We start from the raw sequence: 23,840 nt of genomic DNA, 5'->3' as shown, positions 1-23,840 counted from the left end.
CCGCCCGTTTGCGGTTCAGGAATACAGGCTGAACAGGGGTTCCGGGTCCAGGCTATCCAGCAGGGCCTTGTCCGGGTAGATGGCCACGATCAGCCGGTCCACCGTTTCGTGATCTTCCGCGCAGGGCAGAACCAGCCGCCGACTGGTGCCGGGGTGGTCTTCGCTGGCCAGGGTTTCATATTGTGGGGTTCGGTTGGCCACCGCGCTGTCCAGCACATCGCGCACGGCGTCCCGGTGGAGACCGAAAGGCGCTTCGCCCACTTTCTGCCCGGTGAAATCCTGATCCCGGTGATAACGGGCCACATGGGTTCCGATCAGCGCCAGGACATAATCGGCGCCGTGGTTTTCCACCTGCACGATGCACAGATTTCCCAGCCACCGTTTGAAATCATGGTGGGAAAAGGCGCTGCGGGCGGGCAACAGAGCATTCCCCCGCTTTTCATGCCAGAGTTCCAGCAGATCAACCAGTAAAGGCAGATCCATTCGATCCGGCGCAGCGGGATGAAAGACAAGCGACATGAACCAACCCCTGAACAAGCACGTTAACTATATGTCAGGGGGTCATTCAAGGCAATCGACTTGAAGGTGCAGGTGATAAAAAAGGGGCGCCCTGTTCGGGCACCCCTTTTTTTAAGGTTGAACGCGCATCGACTGGCCGTGTCAGAAGGCCACCCGGATGCCGCCGATAAAGGTTTGCGGACGACCGGGGCGCAGACCGTAGGGGCGCCGGGCCACGGCGAAGCTGTTGTCGAAGACATTGAGCGCTTCGCCGAACAGTCGCACCTGTTCGGAGAATTGATAGGATGCGCTCAGGTCCACCACCACGCGATCGCCGATCCGTTCCAGCCCCGGAATGGAGCCCTGGCCCGCATCGGTGCGGATGCTGCTGGTATAATTGGCCAGCACATTGACCGCCCAGATATCGCTTTCCAGTCCGGTGGACAATGTGGCTTGATGCTCAGCGATATAGGGCATTTCGTCGCCCTTGGTCACATCACCCCAGAAGCTGTCCGAGAACGTGGAGGCGAAAGTGGCGTCGGTCAATGTGTAGTTCAATCGAACGGGCAGGCTGACGCCGGTGATTGGTGTTTCGGCCACATATGCCACCACGGCTTCGATGCCTTTCACGTCCACGCTGCCACCGTTGAACTGGTCGCCGATGTCGCAGTCCCGACCGGATGCGGCGGTGCATGTTCCCAGAAGGTTGGATACGTCGGAATAAAAGCCGACCAGTTCCAGGCTCAGCCTGCTGTCGTTATACAGCAGTCCCGCTTCGTAGTTTACGCTGGTTTCGCTTTCCGCATTGGCGTCTGACGAGCCGGGCGGGTTGAACCCTTTGTGCACGCCAGCGAGCAGCGTAAGGGTATCGTTCAGTTCATAAGTTGCGCCGATGCCGGGCACCACTTCCGTCAGATTATTTTCACGTACGCGCCGCGCACCCTCGCTGCGGTCGGCATCGCCCGTGAAGAAATCGGTGCGCTTGAGTTCGATCACTTCCAGCCGCAGGCCGGGGGTGACTGTCAAACGGCCCATTTCGATCTTGTCCTGCACATAAGCGGAGAGTGCCTCGCCTTCCGCCAGGCGATTGGCGTGGCTGCCAGCCGGGTCCACGCTGGTCCGTACCATCGTGCCATTGACCATGCGGAAGTTTTCCCGGTTCTGCACCCGGTCTTCCTCGTCCGCATGGTAGCGCAGCGAGGTGGTGAGCGTGTGACTGGCTTCGCCAGTGACAAAGCGGTAATCCAGCACGCCCTGTATGCCAGCGGAGAAATATTCCCGGTTGTTATGGCGCATTTGCAAGGTATCGGCGGCGCTATCGTCATTGCCCTTGAGAACGTCCAGCACACCCTGGCGTTCTGTCGCGGCCTGGGACAGGCTTACATCGGTGCCGCGCAGGCCGGATAGAACACCGGCAAAATGCGCGTCTCCCCGGAACAGGTCCGACGGGCGGAAACGGCCATCGCCGAAATCCAGATCATCCAGCTTGAACCAGTCGCGGGCAAAGTCGTTGTAATAGGCAACAACGGTCAGATCCAGATCGTCGCCATACTGGCCACGATAGGTACCCTGGATCTGCTTGTGCTTGGTGTCCATATTGTCGTTCTGGCTGGCGGCATAGCGGCGCAGCGGCGTTTCGCGGAAGTCATCGTCCGTCAGGCCCAGATAGGTTTCATTGGAATCATTGTCCGTATAGCCGAGTTTCAGTTCGAAGCTGTGATAGTTCTCCGCCCCCTTGTCGGAATTGACCCGGCCTTTGACCAGATAATCCTGAATGCGGAAACCGGTATCGCCGCCACCGTCCAGATCCTTGAAACCGCTGGAGCCCGATTGATAGGTTTCCACCAGCAGGCCGTAATTTTCCTCATTGATGCCACCCTGGGCATGGACGGTGAAATTGTCCCGTTCGCCGAAGCGGGCATCCACAAAGCCCCCGGTCTCTTCCGGGATGGATGAGGAAAGCATGTTGATGGCGCCGCCCACCGTGCGCGGGCCGAACCGAATGGCCGATGCCCCCTTGGACACCTCAACGCTTTCCATGCGACCGGCGGACGGGAAGTAATAGGCCGCCGGTGCGGCATAAGGGGCCGGGGCGATCAGAACGCCGTCTTCCATCAGGGTGATTTTTTCGGAGCGTTCCACGCTGGTGCCGCGCAGCCCGATATTGGGCCGAAGGCCGAAGCCGTCCTCTTCCTGGATGTTTACGCCGGGCGCCAGCCGCAGGATGCGATGGATGTCGTCATATTCGTACTGGGCCAGCATTTCCTTATCGAGAAAGGTGGCACTGCCGGGGATGGACGCGCGCTCATCCTTCGAGCCGATGATGACGAGACGTTCGATCGGTTGATCGGATTCATAACTGCTGGTCGCTACCGGGGCCACGGCCGAGTCCGCGACGGCAGGCATGGCGGCGACAAGGGCGATCAGGGACGGCGCGAGGGTGAGGGCGGGCGTGCGACGGGGTTTCATTGGTCGTACTTCCTCCTGGTTCTTTTATTAATAGTGATTTGCATTTTCGGTGGTTTATTGGGCACACAGGAGCAAGTCAACCTTGAATTTCAGGATTGGCGATATTTTTGGCTGCGGGCACCGGTTTTCCCTTTTGTCGGGCGCGGTTGCGGCGCATTGCCTCTGCGGGGTGGGCAAACCGTATTTTGTGTTGTTATAGTGCCGCTACTTTCATCATGGGCCCGGACCCGGTTTTCCCCGAAACGTGATATGGCGGCGCGGGGTGCCGCGTGTCTTGCCGGCTCGGTTCCGGCGGTGTTGCCGGGGCCTGTGTTGCCGGTGCCCGCCGGGTTCGTTTGCTCGAAAATAAGGCAAGGCAGTCGTTCGTCCTTATGTTTGTTTCAAAGCCGAAAGCCCCGAAACAGAGCCGTTCGGGCATTTTGCCGCCGGTGTTCTACCCGGCGGCCATTCTCATAGGCGTGGTGGTGATCGTCACCATGCTGTTTCATCAGCGGGCGGATACCTTTTTCAGCGCGTTGCAGGGCTGGGTGGGCCAGACTTTTGGCTGGCTGTATATCCTGTCCGTCGCCCTGTATCTGGTCTTTGCGCTCTGGCTGGCGTTTTCCCGGTTCGGGGATATCAAGCTGGGCCCGGATCATGCCACGCCGGATTACAGCTTCACCGCCTGGTTTGCCATGCTGTTTTCCGCCGGCATGGGCATCGGGCTGATGTTCTATTCGGTGGCCGAGCCCATCATGCACTTCACCAATCCCCCCGTGGGCGAGCCGGAGACCCTGGAAACCGCCGCTGAGGCGATGAAGATCACCTATTTCCACTGGGGCATTCACGCCTGGGCGATCTATGCGGTGGTGGGCATGGCGCTGGCCTATTTCGGGTTCCGTCACAAGATGCCGCTGACCCTGTCGTCCGCGCTTTACCCGCTGGTGGGGGACCGGATTTACGGGCCGCTCGGCCATGTGATCGATGTGTTTGCCGTGCTGGGCACCATGTTCGGCGTGGCCACGTCGCTGGGTGTGGGGGTCACGCAGGTCAATGGCGGTCTCAATTTCCTTTTGGGCGTGCCCATTGATGAAAGCGTGCAGGTTCTGCTGATCGCCCTGATCACCATGGCCGCCACGGCCAGCGTTGTGGCCGGGCTGGATGCGGGCATCCGGCGGCTGTCGGAACTGAACCTGATCCTGGCCGGGTTGCTGCTGCTGTTCGTCATTTCCGTGGGGCCGACCCTGGTGATCCTGGATGCCTATGTGGAAAACACCGGCAATTATCTGAGCGCCATTGTGGAGCGCACGTTCCGCCTGTCCACCTATGACGATGCGGACCAGTGGATGTCGGACTGGACCCTGTTCTATTGGGGCTGGTGGATAAGCTGGTCGCCCTTTGTGGGCATGTTCATCGCGCGAGTGTCCCGCGGGCGGACCATTCGGGAATTCGTGACCGGTGTGCTGGTGGTGCCGCCCGTGCTCACCTTCCTGTGGATGACCACATTCGGCAATTCGGCCCTTCATATGGAGATGTCCGGCATGGGCGCCGGGATCATTGACGCGGTGGATGAAAACGTGGCGCTGGCGCTGTTCCAGTTCCTTGATCAATTGCCGCTCAGCAGCATCACATCCGTTCTCGCCATGATCCTGGTGATGACCTTTTTCGTGACATCCAGCGACAGCGGGTCGCTGGTGATCGATACCATCACATCGGGCGGCGCGCTGCACCCGCCGGTCTGGCAACGGGTATTCTGGGCCGTTTCGGAAGGCGCCGTGGCGGCGGCGCTGCTGCTCGGCGGCGGGCTTGGTGCCTTGCAGGCGGCGGCCATCACCACGGCGCTGCCTTTTACCATTGTGGTGGCCCTGGCCGGGTTTGGTGTGATTCGCGGCCTGAAGATGGAAGCCTATCGGGACCTGGGGGACGAGGTGGCGCCAAGGCTGAATCTGTTCGGCGGTACGGTGTCCTGGCGCCATCGCTTGCGATCGATTCTGGCCCATCCCAAGCGCGCGGATGTGCTGACATTCATGAACGAAACGGTGGAACCGGCCCTGAAGCAGGTGGCGGAAGAAATCCAGCAACATGGCTGGACCACCCGTGTGAACCTGTCGGAAAAAGAGGTGGAACTGGTGGTGGAGCATGGCGGTGAAGTGGATTTCCGCTACGCCATTCTGCTGCGGGCCTGCCTGTCGCCGGATTTCGCCTTTCCTGAGATGGACCCGGACATGGATGACGCGCCCAGCCGCTATTACCGGGCGGAAGTGCATCTGCTCACCGGTGGCCAGCAATACAATATCTATGGCTATACCAAGGAAGAGGTGATCACCGACGTGCTGACCCAGTACAACAAGCACATGCACTTCCTGCATCTGGCACGCTGAGAAAGCGCGCCCGCCATCTGACCGGGCCATGGGCCATGCCGTGCCGGGCAGGTGGCGGGCCTTTCACGATATCCTGATGGCTTGTGGCTGGACAGAACCGCGCCCGGTGCTGTTCCATATGCGGGTATTGGCGCGGTCGCGCCGTCTTTGCATTTTGCTGATGAAAGGGAGTGCGCCGCATGTTCGGACGTGACAGGACTTTGAGCGCGGATTCCGTGCGGATCAATGTGAACGCTGATCACAGCCTTGATGCCATACTGGATCGCCCGGCCAAAGGCACGCCCCGTCATTATGCGGTCTTCGCCCATTGCTTCACCTGCTCCAAAAGCTTCAAGACCACGGCGCATCTGTCAAAGGCGCTGGCGGGGCAGGGGCTGGGTGTATTGCGGCTGGACTTCAGCGGCCTGGGCAAAAGCGACGGCGATTTTGCCGATACCAATTTCACTACCAATGTGCGGGATCTGCTGGCCGCGGTGGATTGGTTGCGCACCCATTATCGGGCACCGGCCCTGATTTTCGGGCACAGCTTTGGCGGCACGGTGGCCATGGCCGCGGCGGCGGATGTGCCCGAAGCAGTGGGCGTGGCCAGCATCAATGCCCCGTTCGAGCCGGAGCATGTGGCCCATGTGTTCGGCGACCGGCTGGATGACATTGTGGAAAAAGGCTCGGCGCAGGTGGACCTGGCGGGCCGATCCTTCCAGATCAAGAAGCAGTTTCTGGAAGATATCGAAAATCAGCGCATGGGTCAGCGCGTGCGTGATCTGGATGCCCATGTGCTGATCTTCCATGCGCCCATGGATGCCACGGTCGGCGTGGAAAATGCCCGCTATATCTATGAGGCGGCAAAGCACCCCAAAAGCTTTCTGTCGCTGGACGGGGCCGATCATTTCCTGCGCGACAGCCGGGATGCCGATTATGTGGGGGAGGTGCTGGGCGCGTGGGTGCGCCGCCATCTGGACTGAGCCGCGCCAGTTACGGGATCACGGAGTCACAGGGTTACGGGCGCCAAAGGATGGGCCGGTCAGCATGAGCCTTGCAGGTCAGCCGGAGCCTGACAGTGTGACCCCTACAGGCCGCCGCCACGGCTGATCAGCGCGATCGCCATGACCAGTGGCGCTATGGCCGCATAGATCATCAGGGATTTCTTCCAGCAGGCTGTGCACGCACCCGTGGCGTTGCCATATTGTCTCATTACTCAGCACCCTTCGTTTCCACCTTTTGTCACCCTAGACGATTTATGTAAAATTTATATTAAAATTATGCCAAGGGTCGGCTGCTGCGTAAAAATGGCCCGGATCGGCCCCTTTGTTGACCCGGCGGGGCTGTCGGGCCAGTGTGTTCCGCCGTCAGTGGCCCGGTTCAGAGGGAACGTCCATGGAAAACGAATTTTACCGCATCAAGCGCCTGCCCCCCTATGTGTTCGCCGAGGTGAACCAGATGCGCCACGAAGCGCGGCAGGCCGGCGCGGACATCATCGATCTGGGCATGGGCAACCCGGACCTGCCCACCCCGCAGCATATTGTGGACAAGCTGAAGGAGGCGGTGGACGACCCCAAGACGCACCGTTATTCCCAGTCAAAAGGCATTCCGGGGCTGCGCAAGGCGCAGGCCGCTTATTATGAGCGGCGCTTCGGCGTGACTCTCGACCCGGATCGGGAGGTGATCGTGACTCTCGGCTCGAAAGAGGGGCTGGCCAATCTGGCGCAGGCGATCACCGCGCCGGGGGATGTGATCCTGTCGCCCAATCCCAGCTATCCGATTCACAGCTTCGGTTTCATGATCGCGGGCGCCAGCGTGCGCAATGTGCCGGTGCTGCCGCTGGATAATTTCCTGAAGGAACTGGATCACGCGGCCCGCCATACGGTGCCCAAGCCGCGCGCCATGATCGTCAATTTTCCGTCCAACCCCACGGCGGAAACCGTATCGCTCGATTTTTACAAGGATCTGGTGGCGCTGGCGAAAAAGCACGATATCTATGTGCTGTCCGATATCGCCTATGCGGAAATCTATTTCGACGGGGAGGCGCCGCCCTCCATCCTTCAGGTGCCGGGCGCCAGGGATGTGGCGGTGGAATTCTCGTCCCTGTCCAAGACCTATTCCATGGCGGGCTGGCGGATCGGATTCGCGGCGGGCAATGAGCGGCTGATCGCGGCACTGGCGCGGGTGAAGAGCTATCTGGATTATGGCGCCTTCACCCCCATTCAGGTGGCGGCCACCGCAGCTCTCAACGGCCCGCAGGACTGTGTGGCCGAACACCGCGCCATTCTGGAAAAGCGCCGCAATGTGCTGATCGACGGCCTGAACGCCGCCGGCTGGCCCGCGCCCAGCCCAAAGGCCACCATGTTCGCCTGGCTGCCGCTGCCGGAAAGTTACCGGAACAAGGGGTCGCTCGCTTTTTCCAAGGATTTGCTCAGCCAGGCCAGGGTGGCGGTGTCGCCGGGCATCGGGTTCGGTGAATATGGCGATGGCCATGTGCGGGTGGCGCTGGTGGAAAACGAGCAGCGCATCCGTCAGGCGGTGCGCAATATCAAGCGCTTCCTGGCCGACAAGGGCGCCTAGGGCCCCCGGTGCGCCGTTTCGGGCGGGCCCTGACATGGCTGGCGCAAAAAAGCGGCGGCGCCTTCCGGGTGGGGCAGAAGGCGCCGCCTATTAAGTCGGCTAGTCCAAGTTGCGTGGGATCCAGGGTGCTATTTGGACCATTCCGCCGACTTAAATGCGCTGTCAACCGGTGTGTGCGCCACATGGTTGGTGTAGTTGGACAGGGTCTTGAACGTGACCCCCAGATTCACTTCCAGAACCTGCTGATTGCCATAGCCGGCATCGAAAAAGGCTTTCACGTCGGCGTCTGACGGGTTGCCGCGGCTTTCCACCACGGCCCGCGTGTAGCGGCGCAGGGCTTCCAGCTTTTCATCCTGAATCGGCGTGTCGTTGCGCAGGGCGTCAACCACGTCATCGGGCACATCCTGCATCCCCGCGATCACGGTGTGGGCGGCCATGCAGTATGTGCACACATTTTCCCGCGAAACCGTCAGCAGCACCACCTGGCGTTCCGTGGGGCTGAAGGATGTCTTGTCGAAGATGCCGCCAAGGGTGGCGTATGCTTCCACCACGGCCGGCGCTTCCGCCATGGTTGCCAGCAGGTTCGGCACGAAGCCGTATTTCTTTTCGGCACCTTCGAGGATGTCCTTCGCCCCTGCGGGAGCGGTGTCCTTGGTGTGCAGCTTGAAATCCATTCGGATATCTCCTTGGCGTTTTCCTGAACGGTTTTGACCGTTCGTTCCATATTCAACAAAATGCGCAACCGGCGCCCGATTTCAAGGGGCGTTGCGATCTGCGATCATCACAACTGCGTGTGTGCCGCTGTTTGCGGCTCGCCTTGCGGCTGTCCCGCGTCCAGCGTCGGCTCCGGCCCCAGAAGGGCAATGGTGCTTTCGGCAATGGTCTCCAGCAGATGCCGCTCCGGGCGGCTTTTCACAAGCACCAGCATACCCAGGAGGCCCGCCAGCAGATGTGCAGCGGTGGTCTCGGCGTCAAGGGCGGGGTCGATGGTTCCTTCCGCCTGGGCTGCCAGAATCATGTGGTGGAAGAAGCGTTCCACTTCCCGCTGGCTGTCGCCCACAATGGCGGCCATGTCCACGTCCCGGCCCGCCAGCTCGGTGGCGGTATTGGTCATGAAGCAGCCGCGCGCGCGGTGGTCGTCCGTCAGTCGGGCGGCGGTGCCGCGCAGCAGCGCCTTGATGCTTTCACGGGGGGAAAGCTGATCGCGCAGCTCGCGCAGATGGCGGGCGCGCACCGACTGATCATACCGGCGCAGGCAGGCCGTGAAGGTGGCCCGCTTGTCGCCAAATGTATCATACAGGCTGGCCCGGTTGATTCCGGCGGCATTGACCAGATCCTGGATCGCGGTGCCATGATAGCCCTGCGCCCAGAACACCGCCATCATGCGGTCCAGCACGTCATTCTGATCGAAGCGTTTTTTCCACGGCATGGTGCATGTCTCCCATGCCCTTCATATGCCTGTTATGGAACGATCGTTCAAGGGGTGGGGTCAAGATCAGTCGGGAAAGCCGCTGTCCGGGTAGTCGCCTTCGCCCAGACCTTCCAGCGTTTCCGAGAAGGTTTCAACAGAGCGTTCGGCCCGTGCCGCATTGCTGAATTCGGCGATGTGGAAGCAGGCGTCACCCTCATTGACCATGGGCATCAGGTTCTGGCCGATCACCACCCCTTCGCGCACCGCTTCCATGGTCACGTCGCCGCTGCCCATCAGATCCCCCAGATGGGCCAGCGTGTCGCCCGGCTGTACGCGTGTGCCCGGCTGCACGCTGGGGCGCAATATGCCGGTCTGCGGTGCCCGCAGCCAATGGCTGCTTCTGGCTTCGATCGGTGCGTGATGGCGGCCCCGCGGCCCCCGGCTGCGTGGCAGCATATCCAGTTCCACCATCACATTGAGCACGCCCCGCACGCCGCCGCGTATGGCCAGTGGATCAAAGCGCAGCGATTCGCCCGCTTCATAGAGCAGGGTGGGAATCTGCCGCTCATTGGCGTAACCCCTGAGAGAGCCGTCCCTGAGCTTGGCATCCACCACCACCGGCGCACCGAAGGCGCGGGCCAGCCGCGCGGCGTCCGCGTCGTCCATATTGGCGCGGATATGGGGCAGGTTGGTCCGGTGGTTGGACCCGGTGTGGAGGTCGATCCCCACATCGGCCCGGTCAACGATGCGGGTGCGGAAGGTATAGGCCATGCGCGAGGCGAGCGACCCGTGCTCGCTGCCCGGAAAAGCGCGGTTCAGGTCGCGCCGGTCAGGCAGATAGCGTTCATGATTGTAAAAGCCGTGCACATTGACCACGGGAATGCAGATCAGCGTGCCGCGCAGCCGCCCCAGCGTTTTCATGCGCAGAAGCTGGCGGATGATGTCGATTCCGTTGATCTCGTCCCCGTGGATGGCGGCGGACACCCACAGCACCGGGCCGTCCTTTCGGCCATGGACCACATGCACGGGCATGGACAGCGGCGTGTGCTGGGACATGCCCGGCAGGTCCAGGGTCAGGCTGCGATGGGTGCCGGGCGGGATGGATTCGCCTTCGATCTCGAACGGCGCACGGGCGCGGCGCCCGCCTTTTCCTGTGTTTGTCATGATGGTCCGGGTGTCTCCCCTGATGGGTGCCGGGGGCCGTCGGCGGATCGATTTGTGGCGCCGGTCACCCCTTGCCGCGGGTGCGTGTTTTCCCCGGCCCCGCGTGTTTCTCGATGAATTCGATGATCTTGCCCGCCACGTCATAGCCGGTGGCGTTCTCGATACCCTCAAGGCCGGGGGATGAGTTCACTTCCATGATGACCGGGCCGTGATTGGACCGCAGCAGGTCCACCCCGGCCACGTTCAGCCCCATGGCCCGCGCCGCGCGCACGGCGGTGGAGCGCTCTTCCGGTGTGATCTTGACCCGCCGGGCATTGCCGCCCCGATGCAGGTTGGAGCGGAAGTCCCCCTCCGCGCCCTGGCGCTTCATGGAAGCCACCACCTTGCCGCCCACCACGAAGCAGCGTATGTCCGATCCGCCGGCTTCCTCGATGAATTCCTGCACCAGAATGTTGGCTTCCAGATTGCCGAACGCCTGAATCATGGACCGGGCCGCGTTGCGGGTGTCCGCCAGCACCACGCCCACGCCCTGGGTGCCTTCCAGCAGCTTGATGATCAGCGGCGGGCCGCCCACCATGTCGATCGCCACATCGGGATCATTGGTGGTGTGGGCAAAGGCCGTCACAGGCAACCCCAGCCCCTTGCGGGAGAAAAGCTGGAAGCTGCGCAGCTTGTCCCGGCTGCGGGATATGGCCACCGATTCGTTCAGCGGATAAACGCCCATCATCTCGAACTGGCGCAGCACCGCCGTGCCGAAAAAGGTGATGGAGGCCCCGATGCGCGGGATCACCGCGTCATAGCCTTGCAGCACCTCCCCCTTATAGCGCATTTCCGGGCGGTGGGCGGCAATGTCGATGACCACCTTCAGGGCGTCGATCACATCCATTTCGTGACCGCGCGCCCTGGCCGCCTCGATCAGGCGCTTGTGGGAATACAGATTGGGGTTCCGGGCCAGCAGGGCGATTTTCATGGGGCCTGTCCTTCCAGCGTGCTCACGTCAACAAACGGGGTTTTGCGAGGCTTTTCCCCAAGCCCGTACGACAGGGCGCTATCCACGATAAAGCGCCGTTTCAGGGCTTCCCGGCCTATCAACATGCGAAAGCCCATTTCATCCCGGTTGGTTAAGGTCAACAGCACCGTCTGCTCCATCGGCCCCAACTTCAGGCGCGTCCGCACAACGGGGCGCTTTTCCACCTTGCCGTTGGAGCTTTTCACCGACCGCCATTCCACCACCGGCGCGGTCACCGCCACTTCGGGTGCGCGGTGCCGCTGCCTAGGGTGCAGGCGAAACGAGACATGTGCCTGCTGTTCGCTATCATACCAGCAATGCAGGTGAAAGGCGTGTATGGCCGATGTGCGCGCGCCGGTGTCGATCTTGGCCTTGATCGCATTGACGCCGAAAGCCGGCAGGCTGGCCCATTCCCGCCAGCCAATGATCATTCTGGATTTCACATGGCCCCCATCGGTCGCCTGTCAGCAGACGGGAACCTTAAACCAAGCCCGCCCCGGCTGAAAGACCTGTAACGCGCCGTCCCGTTCTTATGGTTTCCGGGTGGCGTTGCCGGCGCGTTCAGGAGCCGGGGCCCTGTTGGCATTCCGTCCAAGATCGGATGAGGCGGCGCCGCGCTCCGGGAATGCGGCTTCCGTCACCTTTTGATTGATTTCGTTCTCCAGGTCGGTCATGTCGTCCAGCGGCAGGAAAACCGACGCTCGCAGCACCAGCCAGCCATCCCGCGTGGGCGCTATCCCCGTATAGGGGCGGATCGCGGCCCGCTCGATATCCAGTGACCGTTCCATTCCCTTGTAAAAGCGCTGGAAACGCGGACTGGTGCGGTCCACCACGTCATCGATGGCCTGTTGCAGGGTGGCCTGCGCGGCGCGCCACTGGCAGTCCACCGGCAGGACGAATTCCAGGAAGTGGCGCACATATTCCCCGGTGCCGGTTTCGTTCACCAGTGTGTGCGTCAGCATCATGGCATTGGGCATGAACAGTCGGCGCCCGGTATAGCGTGACCCTTCCAGTTCCTCGATCTCGGTGGTCATGAAGCGGGTTTCCACCACTTCGCCGCGGGTGTCGCCCACGCGTATCCAGTCCCCGGTGTGGAAAGCGCGCCCCGTCACGCGATAGAAGCCGCCCAGCATGTTCAGGATCAGTTCCTTGGAGGCCAGCACGATGGCAACGGCAAAGGCGGCCAGCGACAGGGCGAAGGTCTGCAATTGCGGCGCCCAGAGAAGCACCAGCCCGATCAGGATGATTGCGGTGGCGCTGGCGCGGGTGGTCAGTCGGCTGCGCCGCCGGGCGGCCACGGTGGGTTGAACCCGGTTCACCCATACCCGATGAAACAGGCTGCGGACCAGGATCACCAGAACGATGAGTGCGGCCGATGCGCCAATGGTATCCCAGGGCAGGCGGGTCTGTGTCAGTATGGCAAGCTCCGGCATGGCGCGGCCTCTTTCTCCATCGGTCGTCGGTCGGGCAGTCTCCCTTGACAGCGGGCCTGCCCGCCCCTCTGCTGAACGTGACTGTCGCTTATCATGGCGCGGGGGTCTTGAACAGTCGGCAGTGCTCCCTAGTAGTGTATCGCCGGGGCCGCCCCGTGGCCAACCGCGCCCGTCATTCAGGGAGGTCGTGTATGACCAGAACCGCGCCCGGCTTCGTGCCGTCACCAGACCAGACCGCGCCCGATCATGCGCCCAATCTGTACAGCCCGCTGGACCTGCCCGGCGGCGGGCGATTGGCGAACCGGTTTCTCAAATCCGCCATGAGCGAGGTGCTGGCCGGGCCCGACGGCCTGCCGAACACGGGGCATATGCGCGTCTATGACCGCTGGGCGGCGGGCGGTACGGGCCTGCTGGTGAGCGGCAATGTGATGGTGGACCCGTCGGCGCTGGGGGAGCCGGGCAATCTGATTCTTGAGGCAGACACCGACCTGGACCCTTACAAACGGCTGGTGGCAGCCGTGCGGGACCGCCCCGACGCGCCCGAATTCTGGATGCAGATCAATCATCCGGGCAAGCAGAGCCCCAAATTCCTCACATCCGAGCCCGTGGCCCCCAGCGCGGTGCCGCTCGGCAAGGGGCTGGAAGCCAGCTTCAGGCCACCGCGTGCATTGCGGGGCGATGAAATCCGCGCCCTGGTGGACCGCTTCGCCATCACCGCCGAGCTGGCCGGGCAGGCGGGCTTTACCGGCGTGCAGATTCATGGTGCCCACGGCTATCTGGTCAGCCAGTTCCTGTCCCCGCATCATAACCGACGAGAAGATGAGTGGGGTGGAAGCCGGGAAAACAGGCGCCGTTTCGTTGTCGAAATAGTCCGGGCGGTGCGCCAGCGTCTGGGCGATGACTTTCCGGTCGGGATCAAGATGAACTCGGCTGATTTCCAGCGTGGCGGCTTTGGCGGTGATGAGGCCATCGATCTGATCCGGGTGCTGAGCGCGGAGGGTATCAGCTTGTTCGAGATATCGGGCGGCACCTATGAAGCACCGGCCATGACCGGTGCGAAGCAGTCCACGCGAGAGCGCGAGGCCTATTTTCTCGACTTTGCCGAATCGGCACGCGGTGCCACGGATCGCCCCATCGCCGTGACGGGCGGTTTCCGATCCGTGGCGGCGATGGAACGGGCGGTGGCCAGCGGCGCCACGGACATGGTGGGGTTGGCCCGTGGCCTGTGCATCGACCCGGAACTGCCGCGCCATGCCGCCGAAGACCCGGCCTATTGCATCGATATCGGCCATCCTGGCACGGGGTTCCGCGTGCTTGACAAGATGTTCATGCTGGCCGTGGCCTATTATGAAACGCAGATCGGGCGCATGGCGAAGAACAAGCACCCCGATCCGCGGCTGAGCGCCTGGCGCACCGTGTTGAGCAATGGCCTGGCGCTGGGGCGGGCGGCGTTCCGGCGGCGTCGCGCCTGAAGGGTGCCGCGCCCGGTGCCCGCTATATGTCTGTGATTCCTTGAGGGAGGCTGACCATGGCTCTGACCCAATCGACCCAACCCGCGCTGGGCACGCCGGTGCCGGATTTTGCCCTGCCGGCTCCCGACGGCACCCGGTACAGCCGGGATGACCTGATGGGGCAGGCGGGGTTGCTGGTAATGGTGATCTGCAATCATTGCCCCTTCGTCAAGGCGCTGAAACCGGCCCTGGCGGCCCATGCCCGCACCTATATGGATCAGGGGGTGGGTGTGGTGGCCATCAATGGCAATGATGTGGACAGCCACCCGGATGATGCGCCGGACAGAATGGCCGAAGACGCGGAACGGTTCGATTATCCCTTTCCCTATCTGTTCGACGCCGATCAGCATGTCCTGCGCGCTCTCGGCGCGGCGTGCACGCCCGATTTCTTTCTTTACGATGCTTCGGGAAAGCTTTTCTATCGTGGCCAGTTCGATGCCAGCCGTCCGGGCAACAATATCGCGCCGGATGGCGCCCATATGGATCAGGCCGTGAAGGCCCTCGTGGCCGGGGCGCCGCCCCCTTCGCGGCAAATCCCCTGCATTGGTTGCAATGTGAAATGGCGGCCCGGCACGGCAGTGCAATAAAGCGGGATTCCATTCCTGAATCTGTGCATTTTTTCGGCTCGGTATGCGGAATAAATGGCATGTTTGCACTGCGGAATATAACTTTTTGTTACTTGATGCATTCATGCAACAGGGGCCGGTGGCGTGCTGTGGGGAACCCACTAATCTATTGTTTTCATTGAATTATAAGTTATGACGCCGTGGTTGGATTTGGTCCGATTGCTATTGTGCACCGCAAAATTGTGGACAAATTTTAAGCACATGATGCGGATTTCGCGGGCAGGCCGGGATTCCCCAATTGCAATCGTTTGCACGTTGCAATAAATCTCAGAATGAGGCCGGGTCCGGTGGTGTGGTCAAGGTGTTGCCGCCGGTTTTGGCGCTTCGGTGCGTTTGCCCGTGATCTGGTCGGCGGGCAGACGTTTTTTGAGTAACTTTTTCTTCTTGGGGAGGAACCATGATGAATTCCGTTCGCAAGCGGCTGTTGTGTTCAGTCGCCCTGGGCGCCGTCGCCTCTACCGGCGCGCTCGCTCAGCAGGAAACCAATACGGCTGAAGATTCCGGTGGCAGTCTTCGGCTTGAAGAGGTGGTGGTCACCGGTCGCGTGGGCGGCGCGGAGATCACCAAGCTCGGCTCGTCCGTCGCCATTTCCACCTTTGGCGCACAGGAACTGGATCAGAAAGCGCCGCTCAGCGCCGCGGACCTGATGCAGGACATTCCCGGCTTCTGGGTTGAGGCGTCCGGTGGTGTGGGCGGCAACAACCTGTTCGCCCGTGGCATCCCGGCGGATGGCAGCTTCCGCTATACCGCCCTGCACGTGGATGGCCTGCCGGTGTTCGAAGCACCGGAAATTGCATTCGGCAACGCCGACCAGTTCGTGCGCACCGATGCCATGACCGATCGTGTTGAAGCCGTTCGTGGCGGCACATCCGCCATTTTCGCATCCAACGCACCGGGTGGTATCGTCAACTATATCACCAAGCGCGGCACGCCGGACCCCGAAGGGGAATTCAAGGTCACCTATGGCGACTTCGACCTCTTCCGCACGGATTTTGCCTATAGCGGGCCGGTCAGCGAAAACCTGATGATGTCCTTTGGCGGCTTCTATCGCCGGGACGACGGCGTGCGCGATCCGGGCTTCACCGCCAACCAGGGCGGTCAGTTCCAGATCGGCGCCACCTATCTGCTGGATAAGGGTGAAGTCAGCGTTTATGCCCGTCATCTGAACGACAAGAACGTGTTCTATCTGCCGATCCCGCTTCAGAACCCGGAAAGCCCGGAAGGCATTCCCGGCCTTGATGCCAACACCGGCACGCTGACTTCCGCCGATGTGCGCATTGGCAATTTCGTACGCCCCGGCGGCATCCAGACCGAGGACATGCAGGACGGCATCCACCCGGAAATCACCACCATCGGCGGTACGTTCGATTATGAAATCGGCGGTGGCTGGCGCGTGAAGGACAACTGGCGCTTCGTGGATGGCAACCAGACCTTCAACGCCCTGTTCTCGCTCAGCGCGCCGCAGGATGCGGAAGTGTTCCTGGATGGGGCCGAGCAGCAGCTTCAGGATGCCTTCGGGTCTGACGTGAGCGCCCGGATCAGCTTCGCCAATTCCGGTTCGCCGTTCGATGTTCAGAACGCCAATGGCAACGGTCTGGTGATCAACAGCGGCTGGTGGTCCGTGACCAACCAGTTCGAGAACTTCCAGAACGACCTTCAGTTCTTCAAGGAAGTTGGGAGTCACAACCTGACGCTGGGCGCCTACTTCTCCACCTATTCGCTGGACAGTGAGTGGCTGTTCAACGATGTGCTTCAGGAAGTGCGCGACCAGGCCCGCCTGCTGGATGTGGACGGGGTGGACGCACAGGGCAATGTGGTTGGCTCGCTGACCCAGAACGGCTTTACCCGCTTCGGCTCGCTGTTCGTGAACGCCCAGAACGACGCCACCGTGATTGCGGGCTATGTTTCTGATGAATGGAACGTGACCGACCGCTTGCGGATCGACCTGGGTGCCCGCTGGGAGCGCATGGAAATCGACGGCGCGGTGGAAAACACCACCAACTTCAACCTGTCGGATTCCAATGCTCTGCTGGCGGACGGTGCGGCGCCCACGCTGGCGGACGATGCCGTGGGTGGCGGCACCGGCAGCTTCACGCCCTATGATCAGGAATATGACAGCTTCTCCTGGTCCGTTGGCGCCAACTACTTCGTCAATGATGATCTGGCCGTTTATGCGCGGGTGTCGGATGCATTCCGTATGCCTGACTTCGACCAGTTCTTCTTCGCGCCGGACAGCCGCCCCGAAATCGAGGACGTGCAGCAGGCCGAAGTGGGTGTGAAATACAACAGCGACTGGCTGTCCGTATTTGCCACCGGCTTCTTCTCGAAGTTCAACGATCTGCCGATCACGCAGCTCACCACCGACGGGCGGCAGCTTCAGCTTTTCGCGGACACCGAGACGCTGGGTATCGAATCCGAGATCGTGGCCAAGTTCGGCCATGGCTTCGAGTTCGGCTTCCAGGGCACGCTGCAAAATCCCGAGCTGAAGAGCGTGGCGTCTGATGATGTGCAACTGGCAAGCGACCCCAGCGGCAACCGCATCCGTCGCCTGCCGTCGCTGCTGATGGCCTTCAAGCCGGCTTACAACTTCGAGCTCGACGGCGTGACCGGTCGCCTGTCCGGTGATCTGCGGTTTAACGATGACCGCTGGGTCGATGTGGCCAACACGGTCAGCCTGCCCAGCTACTGGACGCTGGATATCGACCTGACCGTGGACCTGACCAACAACATCACGCTGGCGGCTCATGGTAACAACCTCACCAACGCGGTGGGTCTGACCGAGGGCAACCCGCGTACCGGCGTGGTTGAGGGCGTGCAGGGCGACATCTTCTCCGCCCGCCCGATCCTGGGCCGGTCCTTCATCTTCTCCGCTGCCTACAAGTTCTAGGCCGGGAAGACATGACCTCATGCGACCGGGCGTCTGCCCGGTCGCAGCGACGCCCGGCGACCCCCTTCGCCGGGCGTTCTTTGTTATGATAGTCCGTCGCCCATGCGGGGCGCGGGATACAGGATCGAGGAATGGAAACGCATGGAACAGGCGCTCAGAAAGCGCGGCGGTTCGGGCAATGACACGCTGACCGGCGGCGCCGGCAACGATACCCTGGTGGGCGGCGCGGGCGATGACCTGATGCGCGCGGGCGCCGGGGCGGATCGGCTCTGGGCCGGGCCGGCTGATATGGGCGCTGACCGGCTGTTCGGCGCGGACGGCGCGGATATTCTGGCCGGGGGCGCCGGTAACGACACATTGGTGGGCGGCAATTCCGGGCAATCCGACGGCGCGGCGGATACCCTGTTTGGCGGCGCCGGGGATGATCTGGCCTTTGCCGGTGGCGTGGCCGATCCGGCGACGATGGCGGGGGCTCCATCCCCGCTGGAAGCACCTTCCGCGAGCGGCAATGCGCTCTGGCTGGGGCCGGGGCAGGATACAGGCTATGGCGATTCCGGGCCCGACCGTCTGGGCGGTGGTGCCGGGGATGATACGCTGTTCGGTCTGGGCGGTGACGATATACTCTTTGGCGGCGGCCCGGCGGCGGGCCCCAGTGCGGACAGTATGTGGGGCGGCGCCGGGGATGACACCCTGTTCGGCGGCACCGGAGACGACACCCTTGCGGGCGGCGATGGCAGTGACGTGTTGTTCAATGGCACCGGCAACGACCATGTGTTGGGCGGCGCCGGGGCGGATCGGCTCTGGGCCGGGCCGGGGGATGATACGATCACTGGCGGCGCCGGGGCGGATCGTTTCCTGTTCCCGGCGGGCGGTGGCCGGGACGTGATCACCGACTTTGACCCGGATGCGGACCTTCTGGACCTGGTGATCCTGACGCCCGATCCTTTTCTGATCGAAACCATCGGCCTGGTGGATTATATCGCCATGGACATGACCCAGACCGCCGAGGGTGTTCTTTTCGATTTCGGGAATGACAGTATTTTGCTGTCGGGCACCCGGATCGAGGACTTTAATGAGACCAACATGACAATCAGTTAACCGCGCAAAGCGCCGGTTCGTAATCCGCAGGAGATGCCCCATGCCAGACGACAGCCGGACAGACGCCCCCCTCATGGCCGGGATCGAGGCCGGGGGTACAAAATTTGTCTGCGGGCTTGGTTACGGGCCGGGCCGGGTGGTGGCCGAAACCAGCTTCCCCACCACCACGCCCGATGAGACCCTGGGCCGCGCCATCGCTTTTTTCCGTGAGGCTTTCGCCGCCCATGGCCGCCCCGCAGCCATCGGGGTGGCGGCTTTCGGGCCGGTGGACCTGCATCCCGGTTCCGACACCTGGGGTCATGTAACCTCCACCCCCAAGCCGCACTGGCAGGGCGCGGACATGGCCGGGCCGATCGGCCGGGCGCTGGACCTGCCGGTAGCCTTCGAGACGGATGTGAACGGGGCGGCCTTCGGCGAAGGGCTTTGGGGGGCCGGGCGCGGCCTTGGCACTTTTGTCTATGTGACCATCGGCACCGGTGTGGGTGGCGGCATCATCGTCAACCGGCAAATCCTGCGGGGGCTGGTTCACCCGGAAGTGGGGCACATGACCTTTGCCCGTGAAAGCGACGATACCGGCTTTGACGGCATCTGCCCCTATCACGGGGATTGCCTTGAGGGGCTGGCCAGCGGCCCCGCCCTCGCGCGGCGCTGGGGCGTGGAAGGCAAGGATCTGGACGAAGGCCATGAAGCCTGGACCCTTCAGGCCCGGTATCTGGCGCGCATGTGCACCAATCTGACCCTTGTTCTGTCCCCGGAACGGATCATCCTTGGCGGTGGCGTGATGAAGCAGGCGCATCTGTTCCCCCGTGTGCGCGAGGCGACAAAGGCCATGCTGAACGGCTATGTGGACAGCCCGGACATTCTGGACCGTGTGGACCGGTTCATCGTGCCGCCAGCCCTGGGGGACCATGCCGGGCTGATGGGAGCCATGGCGCTGGGTCAGGCACGGGCCGAGGGGCAGACCCGCTTTCACCTGCCGGAAACGCGCGCCTGATCAGGCCAGGTGTGAGCCGGTGCCATCGCCCGCGGGTACCCACTGGCGCTGGCGGTTGATGGCCATTTTCCGGTCCAGCGCGTCATGCAGGCTGACGCCCGCCTCTTCCGCGATGCGATAGAGCAGGATCAGGCAGTCCGCCGCTTCCAGGGCGACGGCCTCGCTGCTTTCATTCCTGATGGCGGCGTGCAGTTCCCGCACTTCCGTTTCCAGCCGCTTTGCCAGTCGCTCCGGTGGCCGGGCCGGGCCGAAGGTGTCTCGCGCCCATTCGGCGCAGCTTGACTGGGTTTCCGGGTCACGTTCGGTCATGAGGTTTTCCTTTGTCCATGAACGGCGGTCTGGGCTCTTGCAATCCTTTGCAGGGAAGCTACGGTGGACCTTGAGAGGGTTCGGGGCTGTCCCGCGCTCCGGTAACAGACCCATCGAGAGGGCGATGGGTAGCCGGGCCAGTACCGAAGCGGTCGTGCAACCGTCAAGGGGCTTCAGAGGGTATCATGCAACAAGTGGATTTTTCCGTTCACCCCGTGGATATCGGGATCATCGTTCTTTATTTTCTTTTCGCCATCTGGCTCGGCTTTTATTTTTCCAAAAAGCACGACACGGCGGAAGACTATTTCCTGGCCGGGCGATCCATGCTGTGGCCCTTTATCGGTTTTTCGCTTTATGCGTCCAACATGTCGTCCACATCGCTGGTGGGGTTGGCCGGTGCCGCTTATGACAAGGGCATCAGCTTCTTCAACTTCGAATGGATGGCGGCCATTGTCCTGATCTTTTTCGCCATATTCATTCTGCCCTTCATTCTGCGAGCGGGCATCTATACCATGCCGGAATTTCTGGAGAAGCGCTTTGATCGGCGCGCCCGCAACTATTTCTCCGGCCTGACCCTGTTTCTCAATATCGTGGTGGATACGGCGGGCAGCCTGTATGCGGGCGGTCTGCTGCTGCAACTGATCTTTCCCGAAATATCCATGGAGGTCACCATTGCGCTTCTGGCGGTGGCAGCGGGCGCCTATACCATTGCGGGCGGTCTGTCGGCGGTGATCTATACGGATACCGCACAGGCTATCCTGCTCACCATTGGCAGCACGCTGATCGCCATTTTCGCCTATGAGCAGGTGGGCGGTTGGAGCGCCATTACCGATATGGTGCCGGAAGAAAAGCTCAGCCTGATGCAGCCCATTGGCGGCGAGGGCGTGTCCTGGCTCGCCACGATTACCGGCGTGCCGCTGCTCGGCTTCTATTTCTGGTGTACCAACCAGTTCATGGTGCAGCGGGTGCTGTCGGCCAAGAATGCCCATCACGGGCGGCTGGGCAGTCTGTTCGCGGGGCTTTTGAAGCTGCCGCCGCTGTTCATCATGGTGCTGCCGGGGACCATGGCGCTGGTGCTGTACCAGGGGGATATTGCCTCGGTCCTGCCGCCGGAAGCGCTGGAAAGCGGCCTGAACGTGCATGACATGGTGTTCCCGGTGCTGATGTTCGACCTGCTGCCGGTGGGGATTCTGGGCATCGTGCTGGCGGGTTTCGTGGCGGCGCTCATGTCGCAGATCGACAGCACGCTGAACTCCGCCTCCACCCTTGTAACCATGGATTTCGTGCGGGAAGCCCGGCCCGATCTGGACCAGCACCAGCTTATGAAAGTGGGGCGTTTCGTCACCTTCGGCTTCATGCTGCTGGCCGTGCTCTGGGCGCCGCAGATTCAGCATTTCGAAGGTTTGTTCGAATATCTGCAAAAGGTTCTGGCCTATACGGTTTCGCCCGTGGTGGCGCTGTTCATTGTCGGCATTTTCTGGAAGCGGGCCAATGCCTTTGCCGCCTTCGGCACGCTGATGGTGGGGCTTCTGGTGGGCGCGGGGCTGTTCATCAGCATCGAGGTGATGGACGTGGTCAGCCTGAACTTCCTGTATGTGGCGCCGATCCTGTTCCTGCTGGCGGTCTTTACCCTGGTGGTGCTGTCGCTGGTTACCGCCCCTCCGCCGCAGGCCCTTGTGGAAAACACCACCTGGTCGCCCGCCTTCTTCCGGGCGGAGACCATCACACTGCGGGAAGTGCCCTGGTATGCCAATTATCGCATCCTGTCGGTGATGCTGCTGGCATTGACCGCGGTGGTCGTGGGGGCCTTCCTGTAACGGGGTGAAGCCCGTTCCGGTGGGCCAGTGTGTCAGCCCTGCATGAAGGAGAAACGCCATGACGACGGTACAATATGCCGTGGGTGACGCGGACGAGCGGCCCTGGGGCCGCTGGGAAGTGGTCGCCGTGGGGCCGGGGCACGTGGTCAAGCGGATCACGGTCAAGCCCGGACAGATCCTGTCCCTGCAATTGCACCACCACCGGGGGGAGCACTGGGTGATCACGCAGGGCACGGCCCGCGTCACGCTGGGCGGTGACCTGCTGGTGCGCGGTGTGGACGAGGCGGTCTATATCCCCGTGGAAACCCCCCACCGGATCGAGAATGTGGGCGACGGTGACCTTCAGTTCATCGAGGTGCAGACCGGCGCCCATCTGGACGAGAACGATATCGTCCGGCTGGAAGACAAATATGGCCGTCAGGGCTGAGGCTCAGCCCTTGACCCCCGTGTCTTGAAGTCTGATGACTTGCGGGGTCATTCCGCGCCAGTCACAGGGCCGCTCCGCCTCGGCGGGGCGGTTTTTTGTTTGAGCGCCTGTGGCCTCGCCCCACTTGTCAGCCATCCCTGCCCTCTGCTGAAAAACGTAACCATGACAGGGCTTTGTTGGCCGCCCGCATATACTACCCTATATAGTAAGACAATTGACGACCGCTATCTAGGGGTGTATATCCCGGATTGGAAACATGTGGCCCTCACTTGCCCATGGTTCCGCAGTCAGGCTTGTGGCGCGGCGTGTGCCCGGAATATTGGTATGGAGTTTTGGGGATTCAGTATGCGTACCGGGGAATCAGCAGAGCCGCGCCAGTCCACCATCCATGTGGAAGATCAGCCCCCTGGCCGTTCGTATGCCGCGCCGGGCGGAACGGGGTGGCGCCAGACACGCCTTATCCGGGCATGTGCCGATGATGAACCCAAACGACGCCCGCAAAAATGTTCCGGCTGTTTAAGGGCGCGGGTGTCGGCCTTTCCGTGTCCGATTCGGGCCGCGTACCTTCGCCGGATCGGCGCGCCGCCGCCTGCCCGCTGAGCACGAGCCGGTAACTTTCAAATGCCGGATTGGGGCGTTTGGGCGTGGGCACCAGCCAGTCTTCCCCATTGTCCAGCCGCAGATATTGCCGGGGTGCCAGGCGCCCATCCGGCAGGGACATCAGGAAAATTGCGCCCGGCACCATGGGGAAAAAGTGCTGGCGCGGGTCCGCCGCGATGATCAGGCTGCCTTTGGGAATCTCCTGAGCCATGGAATCGTCGCCCATCACATAGCAGAACAGGCCGTCGCGCCCCGGCGCATCGGGCGGGATCGGTACGGTCTGGAAGCCCAGGGCATCATCCAGCGGTTCCACCATTCCGGTACCGGTCAGAATGCCGAGCACCGGGATGGCGGGATAGTCATTCGCGGCGGCGCGCGGCAGATCCACCTTGCGCTGTCGGCTCAGGCTTTCCAGCAGGGCCTGGGCGCTCATGCCCAGCATGTCCGCCAAGGGCAATATTTCGTCGCTTTGCACGTCACGCGCGCCACGCAGGATCTCACTTACCCGCGGGGGTGTGATTCCTAGCCTGTCCGCCACATCCTTGAGCTTGTATCCCCGTTCACGGAGGGCGCCCTTGATCCATTCCTGTGTTTTCATACCCTAATATTACGAAAACCATAAAGAATGTCACTTTCAAAGATCGTAAAAAAGTGCTAGCAAAAATATC

General features: G+C 62.1%; 21 protein-coding genes. 10 read left to right on the top strand and 11 right to left on the bottom strand.

Annotation, left to right across the window (positions count from 1 at the left end):
- Positions 1–15: 15 nt before the first annotated feature.
- Together WGH93_RS07740 and WGH93_RS07735 are read right to left on the bottom strand one after the other, a co-directional pair.
- Complete coding sequence (locus WGH93_RS07740; protein ID WP_374764298.1) at positions 16–483, bottom strand: PAS domain-containing protein; 468 nt, start codon at positions 481–483, stop codon at positions 16–18.
- A 177-nt stretch (positions 484–660) separates the two neighbouring features.
- Entirely contained in the window at positions 661–2,967 is a 2,307-nt protein-coding gene (locus WGH93_RS07735; protein WP_374764297.1) for a TonB-dependent receptor family protein, read from the bottom strand.
- A 371-nt stretch (positions 2,968–3,338) separates the two neighbouring features.
- On the opposite strand from WGH93_RS07735, the gene WGH93_RS07730 reads away from it, so the two are divergent.
- Both WGH93_RS07730 and WGH93_RS07725 read left to right on the top strand, forming a co-directional pair.
- Positions 3,339–5,327, top strand: a complete 1,989-nt coding sequence (locus WGH93_RS07730) for a BCCT family transporter (RefSeq protein WP_374764296.1) — start codon at positions 3,339–3,341, stop codon at positions 5,325–5,327.
- A 179-nt stretch (positions 5,328–5,506) separates the two neighbouring features.
- Entirely contained in the window at positions 5,507–6,289 is a 783-nt protein-coding gene (locus tag WGH93_RS07725; RefSeq protein WP_374764295.1) for an alpha/beta hydrolase family protein, read from the top strand.
- A gap of 104 nt (positions 6,290–6,393) precedes the next feature.
- On the opposite strand, the gene WGH93_RS07720 is transcribed toward WGH93_RS07725, so the two are convergent.
- Complete coding sequence (locus WGH93_RS07720) at positions 6,394–6,519, bottom strand: hypothetical protein (protein ID WP_374764294.1); 126 nt, start codon at positions 6,517–6,519, stop codon at positions 6,394–6,396.
- Between the two features lie 182 nt (positions 6,520–6,701).
- Between WGH93_RS07720 and WGH93_RS07715 the strand changes: the two genes are divergently transcribed.
- Positions 6,702–7,886, top strand: a complete 1,185-nt coding sequence (locus WGH93_RS07715) for an LL-diaminopimelate aminotransferase (RefSeq protein WP_374764293.1) — start codon at positions 6,702–6,704, stop codon at positions 7,884–7,886.
- 128 nt (positions 7,887–8,014) lie between these two features.
- Here the strand turns inward: WGH93_RS07715 and WGH93_RS07710 are convergent, their stop codons facing one another.
- The 6 genes from WGH93_RS07710 to WGH93_RS07685 all read right to left on the bottom strand — a co-directional run bounded on the left by WGH93_RS07710 (position 8,015) and on the right by WGH93_RS07685 (position 12,903).
- Positions 8,015–8,560: a carboxymuconolactone decarboxylase family protein gene (locus tag WGH93_RS07710; protein ID WP_374764292.1), complete on the bottom strand. Its 546-nt coding sequence runs from the start codon at positions 8,558–8,560 to the stop codon at positions 8,015–8,017.
- A 107-nt stretch (positions 8,561–8,667) separates the two neighbouring features.
- Entirely contained in the window at positions 8,668–9,315 is a 648-nt protein-coding gene (locus WGH93_RS07705; protein ID WP_374764291.1) for a TetR/AcrR family transcriptional regulator, read from the bottom strand.
- A gap of 66 nt (positions 9,316–9,381) precedes the next feature.
- A complete protein-coding gene (locus WGH93_RS07700) occupies positions 9,382–10,461 on the bottom strand; it encodes a succinylglutamate desuccinylase/aspartoacylase family protein (RefSeq protein WP_374764290.1) in 1,080 nt (359 codons plus the stop codon).
- A 64-nt stretch (positions 10,462–10,525) separates the two neighbouring features.
- Positions 10,526–11,431 carry a 30S ribosomal protein S6--L-glutamate ligase gene (gene rimK / locus WGH93_RS07695; RefSeq protein ID WP_374764289.1) on the bottom strand — a complete coding sequence of 302 codons (906 nt, stop codon included), beginning with the start codon at positions 11,429–11,431 and terminating at the stop codon, positions 10,526–10,528.
- Entirely contained in the window at positions 11,428–11,901 is a 474-nt protein-coding gene (locus WGH93_RS07690) for an ATP-dependent zinc protease family protein (RefSeq protein ID WP_374764313.1), read from the bottom strand. The genes rimK and WGH93_RS07690 overlap by 4 nt, the downstream gene beginning before the upstream one ends.
- Before the next feature lie 99 nt (positions 11,902–12,000).
- Positions 12,001–12,903: a mechanosensitive ion channel family protein gene (locus tag WGH93_RS07685; protein WP_374764288.1), complete on the bottom strand. Its 903-nt coding sequence runs from the start codon at positions 12,901–12,903 to the stop codon at positions 12,001–12,003.
- 191 nt (positions 12,904–13,094) lie between these two features.
- On the opposite strand from WGH93_RS07685, the gene WGH93_RS07680 reads away from it, so the two are divergent.
- From WGH93_RS07680 to WGH93_RS07660, 5 genes are all read left to right on the top strand, one after another.
- Complete coding sequence (locus tag WGH93_RS07680; RefSeq protein WP_374764287.1) at positions 13,095–14,375, top strand: NADH:flavin oxidoreductase/NADH oxidase family protein; 1,281 nt, start codon at positions 13,095–13,097, stop codon at positions 14,373–14,375.
- A 56-nt stretch (positions 14,376–14,431) separates the two neighbouring features.
- Positions 14,432–15,001, top strand: coding sequence for a thioredoxin family protein (locus tag WGH93_RS07675; RefSeq protein WP_374764286.1), 570 nt, complete (start codon positions 14,432–14,434; stop codon positions 14,999–15,001).
- Positions 15,002–15,437: 436 nt separating this feature from the next.
- The gene (locus WGH93_RS07670) at positions 15,438–17,927 is read left to right on the top strand and encodes a TonB-dependent receptor (RefSeq protein WP_374764285.1); all 2,490 of its coding nucleotides are present in this window, start codon (positions 15,438–15,440) and stop codon (positions 17,925–17,927) included.
- A 102-nt stretch (positions 17,928–18,029) separates the two neighbouring features.
- Positions 18,030–19,025 (top strand): calcium-binding protein, encoded by a 996-nt coding sequence (locus tag WGH93_RS07665; RefSeq protein WP_374764284.1) that lies wholly within the window; start codon positions 18,030–18,032, stop codon positions 19,023–19,025.
- A 40-nt stretch (positions 19,026–19,065) separates the two neighbouring features.
- Positions 19,066–20,019: an ROK family protein gene (locus tag WGH93_RS07660; protein WP_374764283.1), complete on the top strand. Its 954-nt coding sequence runs from the start codon at positions 19,066–19,068 to the stop codon at positions 20,017–20,019.
- Here WGH93_RS07660 and WGH93_RS07655 read toward each other — a convergent pair whose 3' ends face one another.
- Positions 20,020–20,328 (bottom strand): dATP/dGTP pyrophosphohydrolase domain-containing protein, encoded by a 309-nt coding sequence (locus WGH93_RS07655; RefSeq protein WP_374764282.1) that lies wholly within the window; start codon positions 20,326–20,328, stop codon positions 20,020–20,022.
- A 185-nt stretch (positions 20,329–20,513) separates the two neighbouring features.
- Here WGH93_RS07655 and WGH93_RS07650 point away from each other — a divergent pair, with 185 nt between their 5' ends.
- On the top strand, positions 20,514–22,145 hold the full coding sequence (locus WGH93_RS07650) for a sodium:solute symporter (RefSeq protein ID WP_374764281.1): 1,632 nt from the start codon (positions 20,514–20,516) through the stop codon (positions 22,143–22,145).
- A gap of 58 nt (positions 22,146–22,203) precedes the next feature.
- Positions 22,204–22,572 carry a phosphomannose isomerase type II C-terminal cupin domain gene (locus tag WGH93_RS07645; RefSeq protein ID WP_374764280.1) on the top strand — a complete coding sequence of 123 codons (369 nt, stop codon included), beginning with the start codon at positions 22,204–22,206 and terminating at the stop codon, positions 22,570–22,572.
- Positions 22,573–23,029: 457 nt separating this feature from the next.
- Here the strand turns inward: WGH93_RS07645 and WGH93_RS07640 are convergent, their stop codons facing one another.
- Entirely contained in the window at positions 23,030–23,770 is a 741-nt protein-coding gene (locus WGH93_RS07640; protein ID WP_374764279.1) for an XRE family transcriptional regulator, read from the bottom strand.
- Between the last annotated feature and the right edge of the window lie 70 nt (positions 23,771–23,840).

Origin of the sequence: Yunchengibacter salinarum, from assembly GCF_037658235.1 — a bacterium.
Lineage (GTDB): Bacteria > Pseudomonadota > Alphaproteobacteria > Sphingomonadales > Kordiimonadaceae > Yunchengibacter > Yunchengibacter salinarum.
The sequence above is the reverse complement of the archived record's forward strand: the minus strand, read 5'-3'. Positions and strand labels throughout refer to the sequence as shown.

Excerpts from the sequence above, each read along its gene's own strand:
- WGH93_RS07740 (WP_374764298.1), bottom strand. The coding sequence starts at position 483 with ATGGATCTGCCTTTACTGGTTGATCTGCTGGAACTCTGGCATGAAAAG.
- WGH93_RS07735 (WP_374764297.1), bottom strand. The coding sequence starts at position 2,967 with ATGAAACCCCGTCGCACGCCCGCCCTCACCCTCGCGCCGTCCCTGATC.
- WGH93_RS07730 (WP_374764296.1), top strand. The coding sequence starts at position 3,339 with ATGTTTGTTTCAAAGCCGAAAGCCCCGAAACAGAGCCGTTCGGGCATT.
- WGH93_RS07725 (WP_374764295.1), top strand. The coding sequence starts at position 5,507 with ATGTTCGGACGTGACAGGACTTTGAGCGCGGATTCCGTGCGGATCAAT.
- WGH93_RS07720 (WP_374764294.1), bottom strand. The coding sequence starts at position 6,519 with ATGAGACAATATGGCAACGCCACGGGTGCGTGCACAGCCTGCTGGAAG.
- WGH93_RS07715 (WP_374764293.1), top strand. The coding sequence starts at position 6,702 with ATGGAAAACGAATTTTACCGCATCAAGCGCCTGCCCCCCTATGTGTTC.
- WGH93_RS07710 (WP_374764292.1), bottom strand. The coding sequence starts at position 8,560 with ATGGATTTCAAGCTGCACACCAAGGACACCGCTCCCGCAGGGGCGAAG.
- WGH93_RS07705 (WP_374764291.1), bottom strand. The coding sequence starts at position 9,315 with ATGCCGTGGAAAAAACGCTTCGATCAGAATGACGTGCTGGACCGCATG.
- WGH93_RS07700 (WP_374764290.1), bottom strand. The coding sequence starts at position 10,461 with ATGACAAACACAGGAAAAGGCGGGCGCCGCGCCCGTGCGCCGTTCGAG.
- rimK (WP_374764289.1), bottom strand. The coding sequence starts at position 11,431 with ATGAAAATCGCCCTGCTGGCCCGGAACCCCAATCTGTATTCCCACAAG.
- WGH93_RS07690 (WP_374764313.1), bottom strand. The coding sequence starts at position 11,901 with ATGATCATTGGCTGGCGGGAATGGGCCAGCCTGCCGGCTTTCGGCGTC.
- WGH93_RS07685 (WP_374764288.1), bottom strand. The coding sequence starts at position 12,903 with ATGCCGGAGCTTGCCATACTGACACAGACCCGCCTGCCCTGGGATACC.
- WGH93_RS07680 (WP_374764287.1), top strand. The coding sequence starts at position 13,095 with ATGACCAGAACCGCGCCCGGCTTCGTGCCGTCACCAGACCAGACCGCG.
- WGH93_RS07675 (WP_374764286.1), top strand. The coding sequence starts at position 14,432 with ATGGCTCTGACCCAATCGACCCAACCCGCGCTGGGCACGCCGGTGCCG.
- WGH93_RS07670 (WP_374764285.1), top strand. The coding sequence starts at position 15,438 with ATGATGAATTCCGTTCGCAAGCGGCTGTTGTGTTCAGTCGCCCTGGGC.
- WGH93_RS07665 (WP_374764284.1), top strand. The coding sequence starts at position 18,030 with ATGCGGGGCGCGGGATACAGGATCGAGGAATGGAAACGCATGGAACAG.
- WGH93_RS07660 (WP_374764283.1), top strand. The coding sequence starts at position 19,066 with ATGCCAGACGACAGCCGGACAGACGCCCCCCTCATGGCCGGGATCGAG.
- WGH93_RS07655 (WP_374764282.1), bottom strand. The coding sequence starts at position 20,328 with ATGACCGAACGTGACCCGGAAACCCAGTCAAGCTGCGCCGAATGGGCG.
- WGH93_RS07650 (WP_374764281.1), top strand. The coding sequence starts at position 20,514 with ATGCAACAAGTGGATTTTTCCGTTCACCCCGTGGATATCGGGATCATC.
- WGH93_RS07645 (WP_374764280.1), top strand. The coding sequence starts at position 22,204 with ATGACGACGGTACAATATGCCGTGGGTGACGCGGACGAGCGGCCCTGG.
- WGH93_RS07640 (WP_374764279.1), bottom strand. The coding sequence starts at position 23,770 with ATGAAAACACAGGAATGGATCAAGGGCGCCCTCCGTGAACGGGGATAC.